This window comes from Xenophilus arseniciresistens, from assembly GCF_028023875.1.
In the GTDB taxonomy this organism is placed as follows: Bacteria; Pseudomonadota; Gammaproteobacteria; order Burkholderiales; family Burkholderiaceae_C; genus Xenophilus; species Xenophilus arseniciresistens.
The window spans coordinates 241,206-261,582 of the sequence record NZ_JAQIPB010000008.1 but is presented as its reverse complement, the minus strand read 5'-3'; the positions used below and the strand labels follow the sequence as shown (position 1 = coordinate 261,582).

Annotated in this window: 15 protein-coding genes; 9 read left to right on the top strand and 6 right to left on the bottom strand. The window is 68.8% G+C overall.

Annotation, left to right across the window (positions count from 1 at the left end):
- Nucleotides 1-11: 11 nt before the first annotated feature.
- The 9 genes from PGB34_RS17545 to PGB34_RS17505 are packed head-to-tail and all read left to right on the top strand — an operon-like array spanning nucleotide 12 to nucleotide 8,997.
- Nucleotides 12-1,322 carry a CpaF family protein gene (locus PGB34_RS17545; protein WP_271429383.1) on the top strand — a complete coding sequence of 437 codons (1,311 nt, stop codon included), beginning with the start codon at nucleotides 12-14 and terminating at the stop codon, nucleotides 1,320-1,322.
- On the top strand, nucleotides 1,315-2,301 hold the full coding sequence (locus PGB34_RS17540) for a type II secretion system F family protein (protein ID WP_271429382.1): 987 nt from the start codon (nucleotides 1,315-1,317) through the stop codon (nucleotides 2,299-2,301). Before PGB34_RS17545 ends, PGB34_RS17540 begins: the two co-directional genes overlap by 8 nt.
- Nucleotides 2,298-3,266: a type II secretion system F family protein gene (locus PGB34_RS17535; protein ID WP_271429381.1), complete on the top strand. Its 969-nt coding sequence runs from the start codon at nucleotides 2,298-2,300 to the stop codon at nucleotides 3,264-3,266. The genes PGB34_RS17540 and PGB34_RS17535 overlap by 4 nt, the downstream gene beginning before the upstream one ends.
- Nucleotides 3,263-4,144 (top strand): tetratricopeptide repeat protein, encoded by an 882-nt coding sequence (locus PGB34_RS17530; protein WP_271429380.1) that lies wholly within the window; start codon nucleotides 3,263-3,265, stop codon nucleotides 4,142-4,144. Before PGB34_RS17535 ends, PGB34_RS17530 begins: the two co-directional genes overlap by 4 nt.
- A 38-nt stretch (nucleotides 4,145-4,182) precedes the next feature.
- Complete coding sequence (locus PGB34_RS17525) at nucleotides 4,183-4,575, top strand: DUF3613 domain-containing protein (RefSeq protein WP_271429379.1); 393 nt, start codon at nucleotides 4,183-4,185, stop codon at nucleotides 4,573-4,575.
- Nucleotides 4,576-4,601: 26 nt separating this feature from the next.
- Nucleotides 4,602-5,120 carry a TadE/TadG family type IV pilus assembly protein gene (locus PGB34_RS17520; protein WP_271429378.1) on the top strand — a complete coding sequence of 173 codons (519 nt, stop codon included), beginning with the start codon at nucleotides 4,602-4,604 and terminating at the stop codon, nucleotides 5,118-5,120.
- Complete coding sequence (locus PGB34_RS17515; RefSeq protein WP_271429377.1) at nucleotides 5,117-5,590, top strand: TadE/TadG family type IV pilus assembly protein; 474 nt, start codon at nucleotides 5,117-5,119, stop codon at nucleotides 5,588-5,590. Before PGB34_RS17520 ends, PGB34_RS17515 begins: the two co-directional genes overlap by 4 nt.
- 24 nt (nucleotides 5,591-5,614) lie before the next feature.
- Nucleotides 5,615-7,555 (top strand): pilus assembly protein TadG-related protein, encoded by a 1,941-nt coding sequence (locus PGB34_RS17510; protein WP_271429376.1) that lies wholly within the window; start codon nucleotides 5,615-5,617, stop codon nucleotides 7,553-7,555.
- Between the two features lie 56 nt (nucleotides 7,556-7,611).
- Nucleotides 7,612-8,997 (top strand): sigma 54-interacting transcriptional regulator, encoded by a 1,386-nt coding sequence (locus PGB34_RS17505; RefSeq protein ID WP_271429375.1) that lies wholly within the window; start codon nucleotides 7,612-7,614, stop codon nucleotides 8,995-8,997.
- A gap of 32 nt (nucleotides 8,998-9,029) precedes the next feature.
- Here the strand turns inward: PGB34_RS17505 and PGB34_RS17500 are convergent, their stop codons facing one another.
- The 6 genes from PGB34_RS17500 to PGB34_RS17475 form a co-directional block, all read right to left on the bottom strand.
- Nucleotides 9,030-10,619 (bottom strand): TolC family protein, encoded by a 1,590-nt coding sequence (locus PGB34_RS17500; RefSeq protein ID WP_271429374.1) that lies wholly within the window; start codon nucleotides 10,617-10,619, stop codon nucleotides 9,030-9,032.
- 38 nt (nucleotides 10,620-10,657) lie between these two features.
- Complete coding sequence (locus PGB34_RS17495; RefSeq protein WP_271429373.1) at nucleotides 10,658-11,998, bottom strand: HlyD family type I secretion periplasmic adaptor subunit; 1,341 nt, start codon at nucleotides 11,996-11,998, stop codon at nucleotides 10,658-10,660.
- A gap of 16 nt (nucleotides 11,999-12,014) precedes the next feature.
- Nucleotides 12,015-13,856 (bottom strand): peptidase domain-containing ABC transporter, encoded by a 1,842-nt coding sequence (locus tag PGB34_RS17490; RefSeq protein ID WP_271429372.1) that lies wholly within the window; start codon nucleotides 13,854-13,856, stop codon nucleotides 12,015-12,017.
- Nucleotides 13,857-13,949: 93 nt separating this feature from the next.
- On the bottom strand, nucleotides 13,950-15,848 hold the full coding sequence (locus PGB34_RS17485) for a hypothetical protein (RefSeq protein WP_271429371.1): 1,899 nt from the start codon (nucleotides 15,846-15,848) through the stop codon (nucleotides 13,950-13,952).
- 32 nt (nucleotides 15,849-15,880) lie between these two features.
- Nucleotides 15,881-16,405, bottom strand: coding sequence for an OmpA family protein (locus PGB34_RS17480; protein ID WP_271429370.1), 525 nt, complete (start codon nucleotides 16,403-16,405; stop codon nucleotides 15,881-15,883).
- Nucleotides 16,406-16,470: 65 nt separating this feature from the next.
- The gene (locus PGB34_RS17475; RefSeq protein ID WP_271429369.1) at nucleotides 16,471-20,214 is read right to left on the bottom strand and encodes a hypothetical protein; all 3,744 of its coding nucleotides are present in this window, start codon (nucleotides 20,212-20,214) and stop codon (nucleotides 16,471-16,473) included.
- Nucleotides 20,215-20,377 lie beyond the last annotated feature (163 nt).

Genomic DNA, 20,377 nt, shown 5'->3' with positions numbered 1-20,377 from the left:
AGGACACAGGTGTGAGCACAGAAATCGAGTTCTCCGACGACAGCGAGGTCTTCGTCCATTCGCAGCAGTTCCAGGACATCAAGAACTGGACGCACGAGCACCTGCTCACGCGCATTGAGGAGCTGGGCGCGGAGTTCGGCCGCTGGTCGCGCGCTTCGATCCAGCAGTTCGTCGAGCTGGAGCTGGAAAGCTTCGTGCGGCTGCAGCGCGTGCCCGTCAACGAGCGCGAGACGCAGCTCATCGCCGACGCGCTGACCAAGGAACTGGCCGGCCTGGGCCCGCTGGAAGACCTGCTGGCCGACCCGGCGGTGGAAGACATCCTCATCAACGGCCACCGCAACGTGTACGTGTCGCGGCGCGGCGTGCTGCAGCGCGAATCGCTGCGCTTTGCCGATGACGACCATGTGATCCGCATCGTGCGCCGCATCCTTGCGCCGCTGGGGCGCCGGCTCGACGAGGCCAACCCCATGGTCGATGCGCGGCTGCCGGACGGCGGCCGGCTCAACGTCGTGATCGAGCCGTTGGCCATCGACGGCGTGTCGGTGTCCATCCGCAAGTTCCGCAAGGACCCGCTGACGCCGGCCGAGCTGGTGAAGCTGGGCACCTTCGATCCCGCCATCGCCCAGGTGCTGGAGATGGCGGTGCGCGCGCGCTGCAACGTGCTCGTGAGCGGCGGCACCAGCTCGGGCAAGACCTCCCTGCTCAACGCGCTGGCCACCTTCATCCCCGACACCGAGCGCGTGGTCACCATCGAGGACACGGCCGAGCTGTCGCTGGGCCATTCGCACGTGGTGCGGCTGGAAAGCCGGCCCGGCGGCTTTGATGGAGCGGGCCTGGTGTCGATCCGCGACCTGCTGCGCAACAGCCTGCGCATGCGGCCCGACCGCATCATCGTGGGCGAAGTGCGCGGCGCCGAAGTGATTGAGATGCTGCAGGCCATGAGCACGGGCCACGACGGCTCCATGGGCACCATCCACGCCAGCTCGCCGCGCGAGTGCCTGTACCGGCTCGAGATGCTGGCCGGCTTCGCGGGCTTCCAGGGCAGCGAGGTGAGCCTGCGGCGCCAGATCGCCAACGCCATCGACTTCATCGTGCAGATCGGCCGCCTGCCCAGCGGGCACCGCCGCATCCTGTCGATCTCGGAGGTCACCGGCGTGAACGACAACGTGGTGGCCATGCAGGAGCTGTACCGCCACGAGACCGTGCACGGCCCCGATGGCGAGGACCGCGACCGCTGGGTCTCGCTGGGCATCCAGCCGCACTCGCCAAAAATCGCGCGCCTGCGCCAGAGCCTGCGCGCGGCCGGAGAGCGCCGTGTCTGAGCGCCTGCTGGTGGTGCTGGCGCTGGCGCTGCTGCTGGCGGCGGCCGGGCTCTGGCTTTGGCACCTGTCGGCGCGCGGGCGCGAGCGCGCGGCCGTGGGCGCCCACCTGGAGCGCCAGCTGCGCATGCCGGCCGGCGGCGCGGCCGAAGCCCCGGCGCCGTGGATGCGCGAGCCCGCGCAGTTCCTCGACGAGGCTGCGGGCGCGATGCCGCAGGACGGGCAGGGCGGCGCGCGCGGCCAGGGCCTGGCGGGCATCTCGCTGGCGCTGCCGGGCTGGCTGGCCGGTGCCGTGAAGCCTGCCACCTTGCTGCTGGGCGTGGTGGCGGCGGCCCTGGTCACCATGGGCGCCTCGTTCGCGCTGGGGCCGGTGGCGGCCGTGGCCGCCGCGGTGCTGTGCGCCGTGTTCGGCCTGTTCCTCATCTGGCTGGCCGTGCAGCGCTTCAGGCGCACCCTGGTGCGGCAGCTGCCCACTTTCATCGATGCCATGGTCCGGCTGATCACCATCGGCAACTCCACGCATGCGGCCTTCCAGCTTTCCATCCCCAGCGCGGGCGAACCGCTGCGCGGCTATCTCGAAAAAGCCAGCAGCCTGGTGCGCGGCGGCGTGGAGCTGGACCAGGCGCTGCACCAGATGGCGCGCACCGTGCGCATCGAAGAGATGTACCTGCTGGCCGCCATCCTGGGCCTGGGCGTGCGCTACGGCGGCCGGGCCGACCTGCTGCTCGAGCGCGTGGCCAACTTCATGCGCGACCGTGAACAGGCCGAGCAGGAGCTGACGGCGCTTTCCGCCGAGACCCGGCTCTCGGCCTGGATCCTGGGGCTGCTGCCCGTGGCCGTGGGCCTGGCCATCGTGATGCTCAATGCGGCCTACTTCATGCGCATGTGGCAGGACGACAGCGGCCGCATGATGATCTACGGCGCAGCCGGCCTGCAGGTGGCTGGCGCGCTGATGCTGTACCGGCTGGCGAGGCTGTCATGAGTGCGCAGATGCTCTACGTGGCGAGCGCGGCGCTGGTGGCGGTGGCGCTGCTGCTGGTGGCGGTGTCGCTGATCCTGCGCGAGCTGCAGCGGCACCGCGAACGGGTGGTGGTAGGCCGCGCCATCGCGCGCGGCATCGTGCTGCCTGACGCAGCGCTGCCCGAGCTGCGCGAACCCGGCGATGCGCTGGCGGCCCAGCAGGCCCTGCGCGCCGACAGCGAACTGCCCGCGCACTGGCTGCAAAGCCGCCTGGGACGCGCGCTGGTGGCCGACGAGGACCGGCGCCTGATCGACCAGTGCGGCTGGCCTTCGACGCGCGCGCAACTGATCTTCCTGAGCCTGCGCGCCGGCCTGGCCGTGCTGCTGCCGGTGCTGGTGCTGCTGGCCCGGGAATTCGGCCACTGGCGCGGCTCGCTCATGGTGCCGATGGCCGTGGCCTTCGTGCTGGGCTTTCTGCTGCCCAAGTGGCTGCTGGCGTTCAAGGCCGCGGGCCGGCGCGAGCAGGTGGCGCACGAGCTGCCACTGTTCGTCGATCTGCTGCGCCTGCTGCAGGGCGTCGGCCTGGGGCTGGACCAGTGCCTGCAGATCATGGCCAACGACTTCAGCCATGTGCTGCATGTGCTGGGCCACGAGCTGGAACTGGCCAATCACCAGTACGCGCGGGGCCGCACGCGCGAGCATTCGCTGCACCGCCTGGCCACCACCTTCAACAACGACAACCTTGCGGGCCTGGTGGATCTGCTGGTGCAGATCGACCGCCATGGCGGCGCCGTGCAGGAGCCGCTGCGCCAGTACAGCGAACGCCTGCGCGAGCATCGCCGCGCCGAACTCAAGACGCGCATCGGCAAGACCACCGTGAAGATGACCGCCGTGATGGTCACCACGCTCTTGCCGGCGCTGATCATCGTCACCGCCGGGCCGGGCTTCCTGGCCGTCATCCGTTCACTGGGAGCCCTGGCCCGATGACTGCCATTGCATCCACCGCCATTCCTGCGCTGCGCGCAGCCCTTGCCGTGGCCGGCCTGGCCCTGCTGGCTGCCTGCGGCGCACCCAAGACGCACTACCCGCCTGCGGCCCAGGCCCAGGAACAGCAGCGGGCGGCCGAAGCGGCGCCTGCTGCCGAAGCCGATCCCTCGGCCACCCACCAGCGCCTGATCGAGCAGATGCAGCGCGAGGGGCTGTGGTACGCCTCGCTCGCGCACATCGACGCGCTGGAGCAGCGCGTGGGCGCTTCGTCCGCGGTGCTGCGCCTGCGCGGCGACGCGCTGCGCCAGACCGGCCAGGCCGCCGCCAGCCGGAAGGCCTACGAGGCGCTGATCAAGGCGCCCGATGCCACCGACGCGGCGGCCGGCCTGCATGGCCTGGGTCTGCTGGCGGGCGCCGAAGGCGACTTTGCGCGCGCGGCGCAGTGGATGGAGCAGGCACGCCAGCGCACCCCCACCGACCCCCGCCTGCTGGGTGACCTGGGCTACGCGCATCTGCGCGCGGGGCAGATCGAGGGCGCGCGCGTGCCGTTGATGCAGGCCGCGCAGTTGCGGCCCGCCGACGCGCGCCTGCAGATGAACCTGGCCGCCTGGATGCTGGTTAAGGGGGATGAAGCCCAGGCCAGCCGCATCCTCGATGCGGCCGGTGCCAACGCGGCCACGCGCGAAGCCGTTGCGCAGACCGCACGCCTGGCGCAGCAGGCCCGCGCCGGGGCCACCGCACCGGCGCCCACTGCTGCCGTTGCGGCTGCCGCTGCTGCTGGTGCTGGTGATGCTTCACTGGCCTTGCGCAGCTCGGCCTGGCAGGAAGCGCGCCGCGTGCACATCGGCGTGCGTCGTTCCGACGACGCCACGCCCTGATCCGGATGTTGTTGAAAAAGAAAAGCGAGGAGCTTCCCATGACCCATCGGCCTCTCATGCTCGCGCTGGCGCTGCTGGCCGGCGCGCACGCGCAGGCGCAGCAAGGCGGCGTCGCCCCCGTCACCGTGGATCGCGCCGAGCCCGCATCGCAACAGCGGATGCAGCCCTTGCCCCCGCTGCCGTCGGAAGCTGCTGCGCCCGCCGCGCCGGAACCCGCGGCCGCCCAGCCCACCGAAATGGGCAGCGCGACGCGCCACCTGCTGGCGCTGCAGCGCAGCGGCGCAGCGGCATCTGCCGTGCCGCGCCCGCTGCCCGGCGACGTGGCCCAGCGTAGCCGCGAGCGCTACCTCAAGAGCTTTGAGCACCCCATTCCCGAGCACTTCCAGTCGTCGGTGGGCGGGAAGTCCGGCCAGGGCGCGGGCGGGCGCTGAAGGCTCTTCGCACGAGGAGAAAGTTCATGACCACCAGGCCCATTCGCATGCCCGCCCGCCGCCATCGCCAGCGGGGGGTGTATGCGGTGGAGTACGCGTTGGTCTTTCTGCTCTTCTTCGGCTTGATTTACGCGCTGATCTGCTATTCCCTGCTGTTCACCTACAGGCTTGCTCTTCAGCATGCTGCGGAGGATGGCGCTCGTGCCGCCTTGCGGGTGCGCGTGCCAGATGTCGGTGATCAGATGAACTACCGAAAGAGGGCGGCAGAGTCGATGGTCCTTCGCCGGGTAGGCACATGGCTTCCGGTTGCCCCGGGAATTCGCACCTGTGTGCAGCGCGTCGCGGATCCGGATGACTGTTCATCAGTCGAACCGAGCATCGCAGAGTGTCAGCCTCAAGGCGGATGGCCGGGCACATGCCGCATCCTGGTGCGAGTGCAGGCTGCGGGCTTGTCGCAGGTACTTCCCCCTTTCCCTGGATTCGCCTTGCCGCAAGCCGTGACCGGGCAAGCGAGTGTCCTGCTGGACGGGAGGACCTTGCTATGACGGCTGTGATCGCGACGGGTTCCAGGGGGCATGGGTCTTCGGGGCGAGGAGTGCAGCGGCAGCGCGGCATTGCCGCCATAGAGCTGGCCTTGACCCTGCTCGTTCTGATACCACTGCTGTACGGGTTGGTCACTTTTGGATTCGCGTTGTACGCCCAGCAGGCCCTGTCACGTGCCGTGGAGGATGGGGTGCGTGCCCTTTCGCTTGGCGCGAGCAATGCGGAAGCGAAGCTGGTGGTTCGCGAATCCCTGGCGCGCTCCATGATCGCGCCAGCGGCATACAACGCTAACGCCCAGAGCCGGCGCAGCTGGGTGGATAGCTCATTCACGTTTGAACCCTCGGCCCCCGATGCACTGGACGTCACCTACCGTTTTCGGTCCGACTACATGCAGCTTTTTCCTGCCGTGCTTCCGTACTCTTGGATTCCCAATACCCTGAGCAGCCAGGCTGCTGTCGGGCTCGCGCCGTGAAGGGTCTTGCTTGAGGAGCGTGCCATGACCTATCTGACTCGCATGAACAAGGGGCGTCGAGTGGCAGGCCGTCGCGTGACGCAGCGCGGCTCCGTCGTGGTGAATTTTGCGATCGCGGCATTCGTGATCATCGTTGCCGTGCTGGGAACGGAGATCGGCGTTTACTCCTTCCAGAAAAGGGAACTGCAGAAAGCTGCAGATTTGGCTGCCTTGTCAGGCGCCGTGCGTCTTCAACCGGACAGCTGCGTGGCTGGCGAAGCGATGGCTCGCAGCAATGCTGCTGAGAATCTGGCGCATCTGGCGCATTTGGCACCAGTGACAACGGACGTTGCCTGTGGCCGTTGGGTGCGGCCTGCAGAGGGTGCTCCGGAGACGGAGGATGGGCTTGTCTCGGTGGGGCCGGACGACAACTACGATGCCCTGAGGGTGACACTGACTGCGCTTTACGACTCGATCCTTCCCGCGTTTTCCAATCTCTCTCTTGAAGCAAAGGCGGTCGCCCAGATGGATGGGCCACAGGCTTCGTTTACTGTGGGATCAGGGGTGGCACGGCTCAATGCTGGCGCCTTGAACCAACTGCTGAGTCTTCTGTTGGGAACCAATGTGACGCTGTCGTTGGCCGACTACGAAGGTTTGGCGAATACCAATGTGAACCTGCTTGGATTGGCGAAGGCCCTCGGTTTGGCGGTGGGCACCTACGATGAATTGGCAGCAGCTGATCTCGACGTCGGCGAGCTGCTCTCGGGAACCGTGGGGCTGCTGCCACGCGATAGCGTTGATCCAGCAGTGGGTGTTGCACTCAACGCCTTGAACGTGCTGCTTGACCTTGGCGTGCCGCTCGAGCAACTCTCCTTGGCCGTTCTGAAAACGGCATCCCAGAACGGGTTATTGTCCCTGGACCTTGATACGCGGGACCCTTCGACAGCATTGGACACGGACGTCAGCGTTCTCAACCTGCTGCTGGTTGGGTTGCAGGTAGCCAACGCGTCGGACGATCCCTCGTTTGTATCCGGCGCGATCAATGTTCCGTTGCAGCCTCTTGCCAATGTGGGCGTTCGAGCCAAGGTGATCGAGCCCCCCAGCATTGGCGTAGGTCCACCCGGCTATACCGCCAGCGGGCGTGCACGTACTGCGGCTCATACGGCGGTTGTGCGGGTATATCTCAACACGCAGGTTCTGACGCCAGCGGGAGGGGATAGTCTTCTTGATGTGAATCTTCTTGGACTGGCGCGTGTCAAGCTCGCGGCCCCTGCGGGGCAAGTTGTGAATCTTCCCATCTACGCCGAAGTTGCGCCTGGCGAAGCGGTCCTGGAGTCCGTGTCTTGCCGCGCCAGCCAAAACGGCCACGAGGTGACGCTGGGCGTGACGCCGGGGCTGGCGCATGTGTACTTGGGGCACATTCCGGACGCCTTCGAGAACAGGAGCACGCGCTGGGCGAATCTGCAAAAAGATCGCTTCAAGTTGCTCAATCTCAACCTGGATGCCTCCTTGTTGGGCGTGCCTCTTCTGAACGTACCTGTGAATTTGACTGCAAGGCTGGATTTTTCTGTGCCGCGCAACGGCGCCGTGACCCGTCAGGAAGTTACTTTCGACTATGACCCCGAAGAGCCTCGGTCAACCCAGAACTTGACAGCGTCTGTAGGCTCGCAACGTCATTTGGGTGCGTCCATCGCCGATGCAATCGCTGCGGGTCTGCTCGATGTGGAGCTCGATACCAGCGGGCTTTCGTTGGGAGGGGCGGATCTTGCGCTCCTGTCCAACATCATCGATGGTCTCGGCAATTCACTAGGCGATCTGCTGAATGGCGTCTTGGCCTTGCTCAATCCCGTACTCGCGCCTGTGCTGACACTTCTTGATGGCGTCCTACTGGGACCCTTGCTCGAGGCCCTCGGCTTGCAACTGGGCTACGCAGACGTGCAACTCATGTCTGCAAGCTGCGATGCCAGCGCCAAGCTCGTCCATTGATCTTGGAATGGAAAAGGAGCATGCGCCAAAGGGTCGGATGCGACGTGGCTGAATAAATGAATCCGACAGTGAACTTCGAAGAACTCAACCTCTACGTCTGGGAAGGCTCCGCCGACATTGCCGAGCGCGTGGCGCGATGCATGGCGAGCTTCGAGGCGGAGGTGATCCGCGTCGACGGGCCGCTGCCGGACGGGGCGGCGAGTTCGCGCGCGGCGGTGGCGATCATCAGCGTGTCGGCCATGCAAAGCCCGGCCTTCGCCGTGGCCAGCGAGTCGATGCAAGGCATTCCGGTGATCTGGGTGGCCGGCGCGTCACGCGACCATGGCGCGGCAACCTACCCGCCCGAATACCACCACATCCTGCCCTATGACTTCACGGGCGCGGAACTGCGTGCCATGGTGGCCAAGATGGCCCGGCACCTGCGCACGCGGGAGGCGCGCGTGCAGGCGCCCGACACATTGGTGGCGCAGTCCGAGGCCATGCAGGGCCTGCTGGCCGAAGTGAAGACATTTGCCGACTGCGATCACGCCGTGCTGCTGCGCGGCGATACGGGCGTGGGCAAGGAGCGCGTGGCGCAACTGCTGCATCAGGGCCATGCAGGCTATGGGCAAGGGCCGTTCGTGCCGGTCAACTGCGGCGCGATCCCCGACGGGCTTTTCGAATCGCTGTTCTTCGGCCATGCGAAGGGTTCATTCACGGGCGCGGTGGCGGCGCACCGCGGCTACTTCGAGCAGGCCACGGGCGGCACGCTGTTTCTGGACGAAATTGGCGACCTGCCGCGCTACCAGCAGGTCAAGCTGCTGCGCGTGCTCGAAGATGGCACGGTGACGCGCCTGGGTTCCAGCACGCCGGTGAAGGTGGATTTCCGGCTGGTGGCGGCCAGCAACCGCAACCTGCGCGACATGGTGGCCGCTGGCGACTTCCGCGCCGACTTGTTCTACCGCCTGGCGGTGATCGAGCTGTATGTCCCCAATCTGGAAGAGCGCGGCGATCTGGACAAGGTGGCGCTGTTCAAGTCGATCCTGGGCGAGGTGCTGAACAGCGCGGCCCAAGCGCTGATGTCGGTACCGCACTGGGTGAGTGACGCGGTGGCGTCCATGAACTTCCCGGGCAATGTGCGGCAGTTGCGCAACCTGGCCGAGCGCATTGGCGTGATCGCACGGCAGACCGGCGGCTGGGACCAGGGGCTCATTGAGCGCGCGCTTTCTCAGGCGCGCCAGCAGTCCCCGCTGCGGGCCGATGCAGCGGCGGCGGAGGGGGGCAGCGAACGCCGCAGCTGGAGCGCCAGCGAGCGCAATCGCATCATCGAGGCCCTGGAGGCCAACGACTGGCGCCGCCAGGACGCCGCGCAGGCCCTGGGCATCAGCCGCAAGGTGCTGTGGGAGAAGATGCGCAAGTATCAGATCAGCGACGGTGAACCCAGTATTCCGGCTGAAGGCTGAAACACCGGGCGCGGGCATCGCAGAAGGCTTTCTCAGCGCATCGTCAACCTGGGCGCCACGCTCAAGGCCAGCGGGGAGCCGAACTCACCCGTGCCGCTGCGCGAGCCGCCGCTGCCCTGGGCCAGCGCGCGCGCGGGCTTGCAGCTGCTGCGGCTGGCCGCCATGCACTCCAGGCCCAGCACGCCGTCTTCGTCCAGCAGCGGGCCCGGCGTGCCGCCGAAGATGCGGTCCACCCAGGGGTTGGGCGCATCGGGAAGCACGCGCAGCTCGCCCGTCGCGCGGGCCAGCCGGAACTCGGTGATGCGCTGGTCGAACACGGCGTCGATGTAGTCCTGCAGCAGCGTGTAGTAGTCCAGCTGCGCGTCCAGCACGTTGGGCAGCGTCTCGCGGCCGAACTCCAGCAGGCGCCTGCGGCCGCGGAAGGCTTCGCCCGATTCGCGCACCGCTTCCTTGAGCTGGCGCTCGCGCTCGCGGCCTGATTGCGAACGGCCCCAGGCCGAGTTCGTGGCTTCGAAGAGGTTGCGGCGTGCGCCCTCGAGCTTGGCACGCTGGTTCTCCACTTCCGCCAGGGCCGACTTCACGCGCAGCTGCCGGTCGAAGCCACTGCCGAAGTTCCAGTTCAGCTCCAGCGCCGCGCGCGTGGGCTCCGAAGGCGAGACGCCGCGCGGGTCCTTGGTCTTGACGACCACGGCTTCGACCGTGGGCCAGACGCTGGCTTCCTGCTGGTCCACCAGGGCCTGCGCCTTTTCGACGCGACCGCGCCCTTCGGCCAGTTCGGTGCTGCGGCTTTCGGCGCGGCGCAGCGCCTCGGCCTGGCTCTCGATGGCCCAGTTGGCCGGCGTGGCCAGCACGGGCAGCCGGCGCGGTTCGGGCTCGAAACCGAAGTAGCTCTGGAACTTGGCCAGCGCCTCGTCGCGCTGGGCCGCGAAGTCGGCCTCGCGCGCGGCGATGCTGGCCTGGCGCGCAGCCGCCATGCGCAAATCGTTCTGGCCCGTGGCGCCAAGCTGCACGCGGCGCTGCTCGGCGCGCGAAAGCTCGGCCACCACGCGCGTGGCGCTGCCGGCCAGCTCGCGTTGCAGCTCGAAGCGCTGTAGCTGCAGGTAGGCGGTGATGGCATCAAGCACCACCTTCTGCGAGGTGCTGACGGCCGCTTCCTGCTGCGCCAGGCTGCCGGCTTCGGCCGCGCGCACGCGCGCGCTGATGGCGCCGCCGTCGATCAGGGCCATGCGCGCTTCGGCCGAGATGAGCTGGTAGCTTTGCGAGGAGGCGCCGTCGGCCCCGCTGTTGTAGCTGCCGGTGGCGCTGCCGACCTTGAAGCGCGGGTAGCGGGCCTGGCGCGCGGACTCCACCTCGAAGCCGCTGGTCAGCGCCGCGGCCTGCGCCGACAGCACTTCCGGGTGCTCCTGGGCCAGCAGCTGCAGGGCCTGCTTGATGCGCACCACCTCGCCCGAGATCGTGACCGAAGGCGTGGCCAGCCGATGCGCGGGCGTGAGCGCAGCGGCAGACCCTTGAACGGGTGCGGCGGCCTCGGGCGCCATGGCGGGCTGGGCCTGCGCGCCGGGCGCGAGCTGCAGCGCGGCCAGCAGCAGCGCCGGCACCGCGGTGCTTCGCAAGGCCGTCATCGCCGGGGCAAGGGTGGGGGCAGGTCGGCGCTTGTGGGTCATGGCTCGCGGAAGGCTTCGCGCTGGGTCTTCAGAACCGGGCGCAGCAAATACCAGATGAAGGGGTCGGTGCCCACGATCAGGTCCACCTCGGCTTCCATGCCGGCGGTGATGCGGTTTTCGGGACGGCCCACGTGCGCCTGGGCGGTGTTGACCAGCAGCCGGTAGTAGGGCGGCGCGGTGGGCAGCGTGGTGTCGCGGTCTGCGTCCGCCGCCACCAGCATCACCTTGCCGTCCACGGTGCCGTAGCGCAGGAAGTCGTAGGCCGTGACCTTCACGCGCGCCTTCTGGCCCACGTGCACGAAGCCGCGGTCGTTGGGGCTCAGGCGGGCCTCGACCAGGATCTCGTCTTCCACCGGCACCACTTCCATGATGGCTTCGCCGGGCTTGACCACCCAGCCCGGGCTGGCGCTGCGCAGGCCCTTGACGATGCCGTCCGAAGGCGCGGTGACCACGGTGCGCGAGCGCTGCGTGCGCGCGCGCGCCAGGTCCTCGTTCAGGCTGGCGAGCTGGCGCTCCAGCGCCGCCAGTTCGTCCGAGGCACGGCGGCGAAAGCGCCCCTCGGCCTCGGCCATCTTGGCCTGGGCCTCGCCGATGGCCGCGGTGGCCGAGACCAGGCCCTGGCGCGCCACGGCCAGCTCGGCCCGCACGCCTTCGGCCTGGCGGCGCTTTTCCAGCACTTCCATCTGGCCGATCAGCTTTTCGCTCAGCAATTGCTCGGAGATCTTCAGTTCCGTCTGCATCAGGGCCAGGCGCTCGGTCAGGCCGCTGATCTTGGCGTGCTGCTCCATCTGGCGGCCGCGCGCCTGCTCCAGGCCCGCGACGGTGCCGGCCATCACGCCGCGCTGCTCCAGCGCGCGCGCCTCGTAGGCGCCCATTTCGCCGCGCACCACCGCTTCGTCGGTGCCGGTCTCGAACTGGCCGGACGAGAGCGGCTGGCCCAGGCTTTCGGCCCGCAGGCGCACGCGGGTGGCCTGCTGGGCCGCATGGCGTGCCGTGAGTTCTTCCAGGTTCAGGCTGCTGCCGCCCAGGTCGATCTCGACCAGCGGCGCGCCCTGGCGCACGGGCTGGCCTTCGCGCACCATCACCGATCGCACGATGCCGCCTTCCAGATGCTGGATGGACTTGACGCGGTCGGACGGGATGACGCGGCCCGTGGCCACCACCACGCTTTCCATCGGAAAGCCCAGTGCCACCAGTGCCAGCGCACCCACCACGGCGCCCAGCAGCCAGCGCCTGCGGCGCGGCGAGGGTGCGCCGGAGCCCCCGGGAGCGGGAGGCGGCGGCTGCCCCTGCTGGTCTTGCAGCTGCTGCAGGATCTGTGGGAGATCGTTCTTCATGATGACTCGCTTCGCCTCAGGCGGCACGGGCCGCCACCACGCGCTCGGCCTGTTCGACGTCGGCATGGATCGCGGCTTCTTCGTCTGCGGCGGTGTTCAGGGTGGCGGCGCTGCGCACGCCGAACAGGCGCGGCACCATCAGCGTCGCGCTGCCTTGCTCCACGTCGCCCTTGCCGTTGACGTGATAGACCTGCGTGGCGGCCGAGACGATGCGCAGCGAATGGGTGACCACGATCACGGTGCGCTTGCGGGCCACGGCCAGCAAGGTGCTGAGCAACTGGCGCTCGCTCTGGAAGTCCAGGTCGTTGCTGGGCTCGTCCAGGATCAGCACCGAGGGGTTGCGCAGGAAGGCCAGCGCCAGCGCGAGCTTGCGCCGCTCGCCCACCGAGAGGCCGGTGCCGCCTTCGCCCACCTGCGTGGCATAGCCGCCGGGCAGGCGCGAGATGAACTCATGCGCACCCGACAGGCGGCAGGCGCCGATGATCTGCTCGTCGCTGTGGCCCGGCGCATTGCGGCGCAGGCTGTCCATCAGCTCGCCCGCGAACCAGTAGGCCTCCTGCGGCAGGTAGCTGATCCAGCCGGCCAGGTCGCTGCGGCCGAACTGCGCGAGGTCGTACTCGCCGATCTGCACGCTGCCGCGCGTGGGCGTGTACAGGCCCGCCAGCAGCTTGACCAGCGTGGACTTGCCGGCGCCGTTGCGCCCGACGATGGCATGCAGCCCGCCCACGCCGATGCGCAGGTTCACGTTCTGCAGCACCGGCGGCAGCGCTTCGTGGAAGGAGAAGCTCAGCTCCTCCAGCGTGACCAGGCCCGGCGGCTGGGGCAGGGCGATGTCCTGCTTGGGCTTTTCCACCGGCTCGGCCAGCACGTTCTCCAGCCGCTTGGCGGCCTCGGCGGCAATGGCCAGCGCGCGCCAGTTCGACACCAGGCCGGCCACCGGCTGCAGCGCCTTGATGGCCAGCATGTTGGAAGCGATCAGGCCGCCCACGGTCATCCACTGCTGCATCACGGCCACCGCGCCCACGGTGATGACCACGGTGGAGAAGATGGTCAGCAGCACGGTGGTGCCGTCGCGCGCGCGCTCGATCTCGCCGTTCTTGCGGAAGCTCTCGGCCAGCCAGTGCGTGTAGCTTTCGCGCCAGCGCTCGATGCTGGGGCCGTCGTTGGCCTGCGTCTTGAGCGTCTCGCGCGCATTGCAGATCTCGGCGGTCATGCGCTCCAGGCTGCGGCTGCGCTGCGCTTCTTCCACGCGGCCGGCGCGCACCTCGTCGGCCCACCACCAGGCCAGGAAGGACATCACGCCCAGGAAGGCCACCACCACCGGCAGCACGGGCCAGGCCACGATCGCGATCACGCCCAGCGCGAACAGGGCCATGGGCAGATCGAACAGCGACTGCGCCAGGCCGCCCGTGAGCGTGCCGCGCACCGCGCCCACGTCGCGAAACAGCAGGAACCAGGCCGAGGCGGCCCGCTGCTCCAGCGCGCGCAGCGGGCGCTCCAGCATCGAATGCAGCAGCGCGTTGGAGACCTCGTGGTCGATGGTGGCGCCGGCGTCGCGCAGCAGGCGCGAGCGGCGCGAGCGCAGCCAGAACTCGATGGCCAGGAAGCACAGGATGCCGCTGACCAGCGCCCACAGGGTGGAGGTGGCGTTGCGGTAGATGACGCGGTCGTAGACCTGCAGCAGGAAGATGGACGGCAGCAGGCCCGACAGGCTGATGGGGATGGACCACCAGGCTGCGCGCCGGATCAGCGGATAGGCCGCGCCGAAGGCGCGCTCCAGCGTGCGGCCGTGGGGACTGACATCCGCCGCCGAGTCCGCGGGCGTCACGAGTTGGGTGGGTAACAGGTACTTGAGCATGACGAGACCTCGCGAACGCAGGCGGCAAGGTCCAAATGTTATCTAGCGGTAACAGTTATGTCTCGTCCTGTTTTCCCGCTTAAGTCGTTGTGCTTAATGCACGGTGCCCAGATGGCCCCAGTTGGTGTGCGCAGGCAACACCGGCGCGCTCCAGGGCTCTGGCAAAGGTTCGTCGCGGGGCACCAGGGCTGCCCGCGAAGGGCGCACCACCTGGCTGGCGGCGTCGCGCACGCGGGTCTTGCCCGTGGCTGCCGGTGCGGCTTCGCGCGCCAGCAGCACGGCGTGATAGCCGATCAGGCCCGACAGGTAGTGCTCCACGTCGTCGATGCGCACCCGGAAGGAGTGGTGGCGGATGTAGAAGGCGCCGAGCACGCTGCGCGGCCTGCGGAAGTACATCGCCACCTCGGGGAAGAAGTGGCCATTGAGCAGGTAGTTCGCGCGATGGTCCATGGCCCGTTGGAACTTGGCCATGTCCAGCCCGTCGAGCAGATGGCGCAGCTCGGGCATCGTCGCCAGCCGCTGCAGCATGTGGTGCGCGGCCACCATCAGCTCCAGCAGCGTGGGGAAGGTGGTCTTGCGCTCGAGCACGAAGTCCAGGTAGTCGGCCACGTTCTGCACGCCGAAGCGGAAGTACTTCTCCAGCGGGCGCCAGCGCGTGAGTTCGTTGACGCAGTAGCTCAGCCAGTGGTCATGGGCCTGCCAGTGGTCGTTGGCGATGAAGTGCTCGAAGGCCAACTCGACCATGGCCAGCCAGCGCGCATCGCGCGTCAGCCCATACAGGCGCATCAGGCCGAAGGCGGCCTCGCCGTCGTAGTAGACGGTGCGCACGGCCTGCTTGAGCGACAGGTCGCGCGCGTCCAGCACATGGCTGAAGCGGCCGGTGCGCGTGTCCTGCATGAAGGCCATGCCCAGTGCCAGCTTCTCCAGCAGCGGCAGCCAGCCGCGATGTTGCGTGAGCTCGGTGTACTTCACCAGCGCCAGCAGGCACACGGCGTTGCCGCCGAGCTTGATCTCGTCGGCCACATCGACCAGGAAGGCCACCTGCGTGCCGTCGGGCAGCGTGTAGTCGCGGATCAGCTTGTGGCACAGGTGGGTGATGCCGCGCTCGATGGCGGCCATCAGCGTGGCGTCCGGGTTGAATTCCCAGGCTTCCAGCATCGCGTACAGCGTGCTGGCATGGCGCAGCGTGTTGTAGCTGCCCACGCGGCGGTCGAAGCAGGGGAAGTGCCCGTACACGAACTGGCCGCTCTTTTGCACCTGCCCCGCCAGGTAGGCGGCGGCGCCGTTGACCAGGGTGGCGGTGCTTTCGGGCGTCAGGGCCGGCAGGATGCGGCGCCCTGCGTCGGGACCGGGCCCGCCCAGCAGGTGCACCACGCCGTCGTTCTGGCAGAACACGCCGCGCATGCCCAGCAGATGGACCACGCGCGAGGCATCGAAGTCGGCCGTGGGTTCATGCGCGAAGCGGCGCCAGAGGTAGATCTCGAAGTTGTTGCGGTTGAAGCTGGCCTGCGTCTGCTGCGGCCCGCCATACAGCATGGCGTTGGCATTGAGCTCCTGCTCGGTCAGCACGCGGCCGAACTCCGCGTCCAGTGCCAGGCCGAGCCGGAAGTAGTTGCGCTTGACGCCATCGAGCTGTGCTTCGAAGTCGCTCCAGCGCATGGGCACGGCCTCTTCGACCCAGTCCACGCGCAGCCAGGGCGCCTGCAGCTTGTGCTTCTTGACCAGCGCCAGCGTCTGCTCTGCACCGCTGCGCCAGGCGCTGTCGAAGCTGCCGGCGCACACATGCAACACGTGCGCGCGCTGCGTGCCGTCGCTGACCGAGAACACCAGGGTGAAGGCCGGGTAGGGCGCGCCCAGGGCCCGGCACTGGCTCGCCACCTGCGCGCGGCAGGCCAGCAGCTGGTCAGTCAGGCTGACCGGGGCTGCAGGCTGCGCGGGCGCCCGCGGCGCGGCCGGCTGCGGGGTGGGGAAAAAGGTGAAGACTTCGGCCATCGGGGGACTCCTGGGCGAGGCGGTGGCGCGGGTCAGCGGTAGACGAATTCGACGCGTCGATTGAGCTGGTGCCCGGCTTCGGTCTGCTCCATGGACGCCGGCTTTTCCTTGCCCCAGCTCATGGGTTCGGTCTGCCCGGCGCGCGCGCCGCCGGTGCTGATGAGCCGGTTCACGGCCTCGGCCCGGCGCTGGCCCAGCGCGACGTTGTATTCAGCGCCGCCGCGGTTGTCGGTGTGGCCTTCCAGCCGCACCTGCGCCTGCGGGCGCGTGCGCAGGTAGTCGGCATGGGCCTGCACCACGCTGAGGTACTGGGGCTTGACGTCGTACTTGTCGAAATCGAAATAGACGATGCGCGCCACGCCGGCCGGGCCACGGTCGGCCGGTGCCGGTGCAGGCTGTGCCACCACGGGCGCCACGGCCGAGGGCGACTGGCGCGATTGGTAGTAGTAGGTGGTGTCGTCGCGGCCGTCCTTGGGGGCGGCGCAGCCGACCAGCACGGCCAGCGCAGCCAGGCTGGCAGCGAGGCTGCCGCGGCGCAGCGATGTGATGTTCTTCATGGTTTGAATCCCTTGAGTGGAAGAGGGGCGGAAGTGGCCCGCGGCAGCGGGCCACCTTCACCTCATCAGCCCAGCAGGCCGCCCAGCAGGTTCTTGACCGGGGCCAGCGCACTGCCCACGCCGGCAGCGCCGCCGTCGGTGCTGCTGATGGGGGCCAGCAGGCCGCCGACCAGGCCGTCGTCGCCCAGCAGGCCGCCGACCAGGCCTTCTTCGCCCAGCACGCCGCCCAGCAGGTCGCCGCCGCCGAGCAGGTCGCCGCCCAGCAAGCCGCCGACCAGGCCGTCTTCGCCGACCACCGTGTCGAGCACATTGCCGACCAGGCCGTCCTCGCCCAGCAGGCTGCCCACCAGGTCGTCCTGCACCGGCGTCGAGCCCAGCAGCTCGCCGACCAGACCGTCCTCGCCAAGCACCGTGTCGAGCACGTTGCTCACGAGGCCGTCTTCGCCGACGACGCCACCCAGGAGGTCGCCACCCAGCAGGTCGCCGCCGAGCAGGCCGTCTTCGCCAGCCACCGTGTCGAGCACGTTGCTCACGAGGCCGTCTTCGCCGACGACGCCACCCAGGAGGTCGCCGCCGAGCAGGTCGCCACCCAGCAGATCGCCGCCGAGCAGGCCGCCAACCAGACCGTCTTCGCCAACCACGGTGTCGAGCACGTTACTGACCAAGCCGTCTTCGCCGACAACGCCGCCCAGGAGGTCGCCACCCAGGAGGTCACCGCCCAGCAGGCCACCAACCAGACCGTCTTCGCCCAGCACGCCACCCAGCAGGTCGCCGCCGAGCAGGTCGCCACCCAGCAGGCCGCCGACCAGACCGTCTTCGCCAACCACGGTGTCGAGCACATTGCTGACCAGGCCGTCTTCGCCGACAACGCCGCCCAGCAGGTCGCCACCCAGGAGGTCACCGCCGAGCAGGCCACCAACCAGGCCGTCCTCGCCCAGCACGCCACCCAGCAGGTCGCCACCCAGGAGGTCACCGCCGAGCAGGCCACCAACCAGGCCGTCCTCGCCCAGCACACCGCCCAAGAGGTCGCCACCCAGGAGGTCACCGCCGAGCAGGCCGCCAACCAGGCCGTCCTCGCCGAGCACACCGCCCAACAGGTCGCCACCCAGGAGGTCACCGCCGAGCAGGCCGCCAACCAGGCCGTCTTCGCCAAGCACGCCACCCAGGAGGTCGCCACCCAGGAGGTCACCGCCGAGCAGGCCGCCAACCAGGCCGTCTTCGCCCAGCACGCCGCCCAGCAGGTCGCCACCCAGGAGGTCACCGCCGAGCAAGCCGCCGACCAGACCGTCCTCGCCCAGCACACCGCCCAGGAGGTCGCCGCCGAGCAGGTCGCCACCCAGCAGGCCGCCGACCAGACCGTCCTCGCCGAGCACGCCGCCCAGGAGGTCGCCACCCAGGAGGTCACCGCCGAGCAGGCCGCCGACCAGACCGTCTTCGCCCAGCACACCGCCCAGCAGGTCGCCGCCGAGCAGATCGCCGCCGAGCAGGCCGCCGACCAGACCGTCTTCACCCAGCACGCCGCCCAGCAGGTCACCGCCGAGCAGATCGCCGCCCAGCAGGCCGCCGATCACGCCGTCTTCGCCAAGCAGGCCGCCCAGCAGGCCGTCTTCACCCAGCAGGCCGTCCAGCGTCTCGGCGCCCACCAGGCTGCCCACCAGGTGGGAGACGCCATCGGTCAGGTAGTCGACCTGGGTGTCCACGAGGCCCAGCACGCCGTCCAGCACGCCTTCGCCCAGCAGGGAGTCCGTGACCGGCGACAGCAGACCGCCCACCGTGTCGGTGACGGAGCCCACCAGTTCGTCCGCGCCGTCGAGTGCGTTCGGGTTGTTGGCCTGGAACTCGCCGCCCAGCACTGGTGCCAGCACGTTGCTGACGGTGTCGGTCAGTCCATCCACAAGCTGGCCCACCGGGGCCAGCGTGTCGCCCAGGCCGAGTTCGCCCACCAGCGGGAGCTGGTCCACCACGTCGGGCAGGCCGTTGACCAGTTCGCTGGTCGGCGCCAGCAGGTTGTCGCCTTCGCCGGGAGAGGCGCCGCCGCCGAGCAGATCGCCCAGCAGGCCGCTGACCGCGCCGTTTTCACCCAGCAGCGAGCCGACCACGCCACCCACGGCGCCGTCTTCTGCCAGCAGGCCGCCCAAGGGGCCGTCTTCGCCCAGCAGTTGGCCCACCGCGCCTTCGGGCGCCAGCAGGCTGCCCACTGCGCCGTCAGGCGTCACCAGGCCGCCGACCAGGCCTTCTTCACCCAGCAGGCCTTCCAGCAGTTCGGCCACCGGACTTTCGTTGCCCAGCAGTTGCTCGCCCAGGCCGCCCAGGCCCAGCCCGTCGAGGGCCTGGCCCAGCGGGTTGGAGCTGTCGGTGAGGTTGTCGAGCAGGTTGACCACGGCATCGGTGGCGTAGTCCACCTGCCGGCCCACGCCGCCCAGCACGGCGTCGGTGGCGCCTTCACCCAGCAGGCCGTCCAGCGTGGGGCCCAGGCTGCTGCCCAGACCGGTGCCGATGTTGCCCACGAAGTTGTCGACGGAATCCAGGCTGTTGGGGTCGTTGGGGGTGAACTCGCCACCCACCAGCGGTGCGAGAACGTTGTTGAGCGTGTCGGTCAGTCCGTCGACCACGCCATCCACGGGCGTCAGCGTATCGCCCAGACCCAGCAGATCAGAGAGCGAGTCGGTCGCCGTGTCGGTCACACCATCGGTGGGGTCGAGCAGGCCGTCGGCATCGGCGTCTGCATCGGCGTCTGCATCGGCATCGGCATCGGCGTCAGCGTCAGCATCGGCATCGGCATCGGCATCGGCATCGGCATCGGCATCGGCATCGGCATCGGCATCGGCATCGGCATCGGCATCGGCGTCAGCATCGGCATCGGCATCGGCGTCAGCATCGGCATCGGCATCGGCATCGGCATCGGCATCGGCATCGGCATCGGCATCGGCATCGGCATCGGCATCGGCATCGGCATCGGCATCGGCATCGGCATCAGCGTCAGCGTCAGCATCGGCATCGGCATCGGCATCGGCATCGGCATCAGCGTCAGCATCGGCATCAGCGTCTGCATCGGCATCGGCATCGGCATCGGCATCGGCATCGGCATCGGCATCGGCATCGGCATCGGCATCGGCATCAGCGTCAGCATCGGCATCAGCGTCTGCATCGGCATCGGCATCGGCATCGGCATCGGCATCGGCGTCTGCATCAGCATCAGCGTCTGCATCGGCGTCAGCATCGGCATCCGAGTCATCCGTCGGCACCGGAATGAACAGCGGTGCGCTGCTGTCATCACCGCCGCCGGCAGCGGCGCCCAGCACGGCGCCGCCCAATGCGCCCAGGGCAAAGTCGGCCAGGCCCATGCCGGCGCCTGCCGCCAGGGTCTTCTTCACGGCCAGGGCCGCGGCATCGGCGGCGGCGCCCTCGGGGGTGACCACCAGGTCGCCGGCGGCCAGGTCCACGTCGACCTGCTCCAGGCCGCCGGGCAGCCGGGTGGTGGAAATGGTGGCGTCGGTGCCGCCGGTCAGCACGCCGTTGAGCGGCGCCTTGTTGGCTTCGCCGCCGGCGAAGCTCACGGCGGCCTGGCCGCCATCGGGGACCAGCACGCGGTCACCCGGCATCAGGTTCTGCATGCCCTCGGCCGCAATGCGCGTGCCGCCGCGCACGATCACGACGCCAGGCGTGGCCTGGGACAAGGTGCCCACTGCCGCCGGTGCGGCGCCGAGCGGCGTGACGGCAGCTTGCGCCACCGGAATCACAGAAGCAGAGGAGAGGCTGGCCGGTGCGGCAGCGACCACGGAGCTGGAGGCAATGGTGGAGTCGGTCATGGCGTTGTGTGTGAGTGAACTGAGAACGCCTGACAAATGGCAACATGCGTGCCGCCTCTGGCCCACACAGCGCCACAGACTGTTAAATCGCGCTAAGTAATTGTCAATGCAGTGTTTCTTGGCATTTCCTGCGGTGCAGCACCGTTGTTGGAAATGAAACCTT

Excerpts from the sequence above, each read along its gene's own strand:
- PGB34_RS17535 (WP_271429381.1), top strand. The coding sequence starts at position 2,298 with ATGAGTGCGCAGATGCTCTACGTGGCGAGCGCGGCGCTGGTGGCGGTG.
- PGB34_RS17500 (WP_271429374.1), bottom strand. The coding sequence starts at position 10,619 with ATGACGGCCTTGCGAAGCACCGCGGTGCCGGCGCTGCTGCTGGCCGCG.
- PGB34_RS17525 (WP_271429379.1), top strand. The coding sequence starts at position 4,183 with ATGACCCATCGGCCTCTCATGCTCGCGCTGGCGCTGCTGGCCGGCGCG.
- PGB34_RS17530 (WP_271429380.1), top strand. The coding sequence starts at position 3,263 with ATGACTGCCATTGCATCCACCGCCATTCCTGCGCTGCGCGCAGCCCTT.
- PGB34_RS17475 (WP_271429369.1), bottom strand. The coding sequence starts at position 20,214 with ATGACCGACTCCACCATTGCCTCCAGCTCCGTGGTCGCTGCCGCACCG.
- PGB34_RS17520 (WP_271429378.1), top strand. The coding sequence starts at position 4,602 with ATGACCACCAGGCCCATTCGCATGCCCGCCCGCCGCCATCGCCAGCGG.
- PGB34_RS17490 (WP_271429372.1), bottom strand. The coding sequence starts at position 13,856 with ATGCTCAAGTACCTGTTACCCACCCAACTCGTGACGCCCGCGGACTCG.
- PGB34_RS17515 (WP_271429377.1), top strand. The coding sequence starts at position 5,117 with ATGACGGCTGTGATCGCGACGGGTTCCAGGGGGCATGGGTCTTCGGGG.
- PGB34_RS17505 (WP_271429375.1), top strand. The coding sequence starts at position 7,612 with ATGAATCCGACAGTGAACTTCGAAGAACTCAACCTCTACGTCTGGGAA.
- PGB34_RS17510 (WP_271429376.1), top strand. The coding sequence starts at position 5,615 with ATGACCTATCTGACTCGCATGAACAAGGGGCGTCGAGTGGCAGGCCGT.
- PGB34_RS17480 (WP_271429370.1), bottom strand. The coding sequence starts at position 16,405 with ATGAAGAACATCACATCGCTGCGCCGCGGCAGCCTCGCTGCCAGCCTG.
- PGB34_RS17485 (WP_271429371.1), bottom strand. The coding sequence starts at position 15,848 with ATGGCCGAAGTCTTCACCTTTTTCCCCACCCCGCAGCCGGCCGCGCCG.
- PGB34_RS17495 (WP_271429373.1), bottom strand. The coding sequence starts at position 11,998 with ATGAAGAACGATCTCCCACAGATCCTGCAGCAGCTGCAAGACCAGCAG.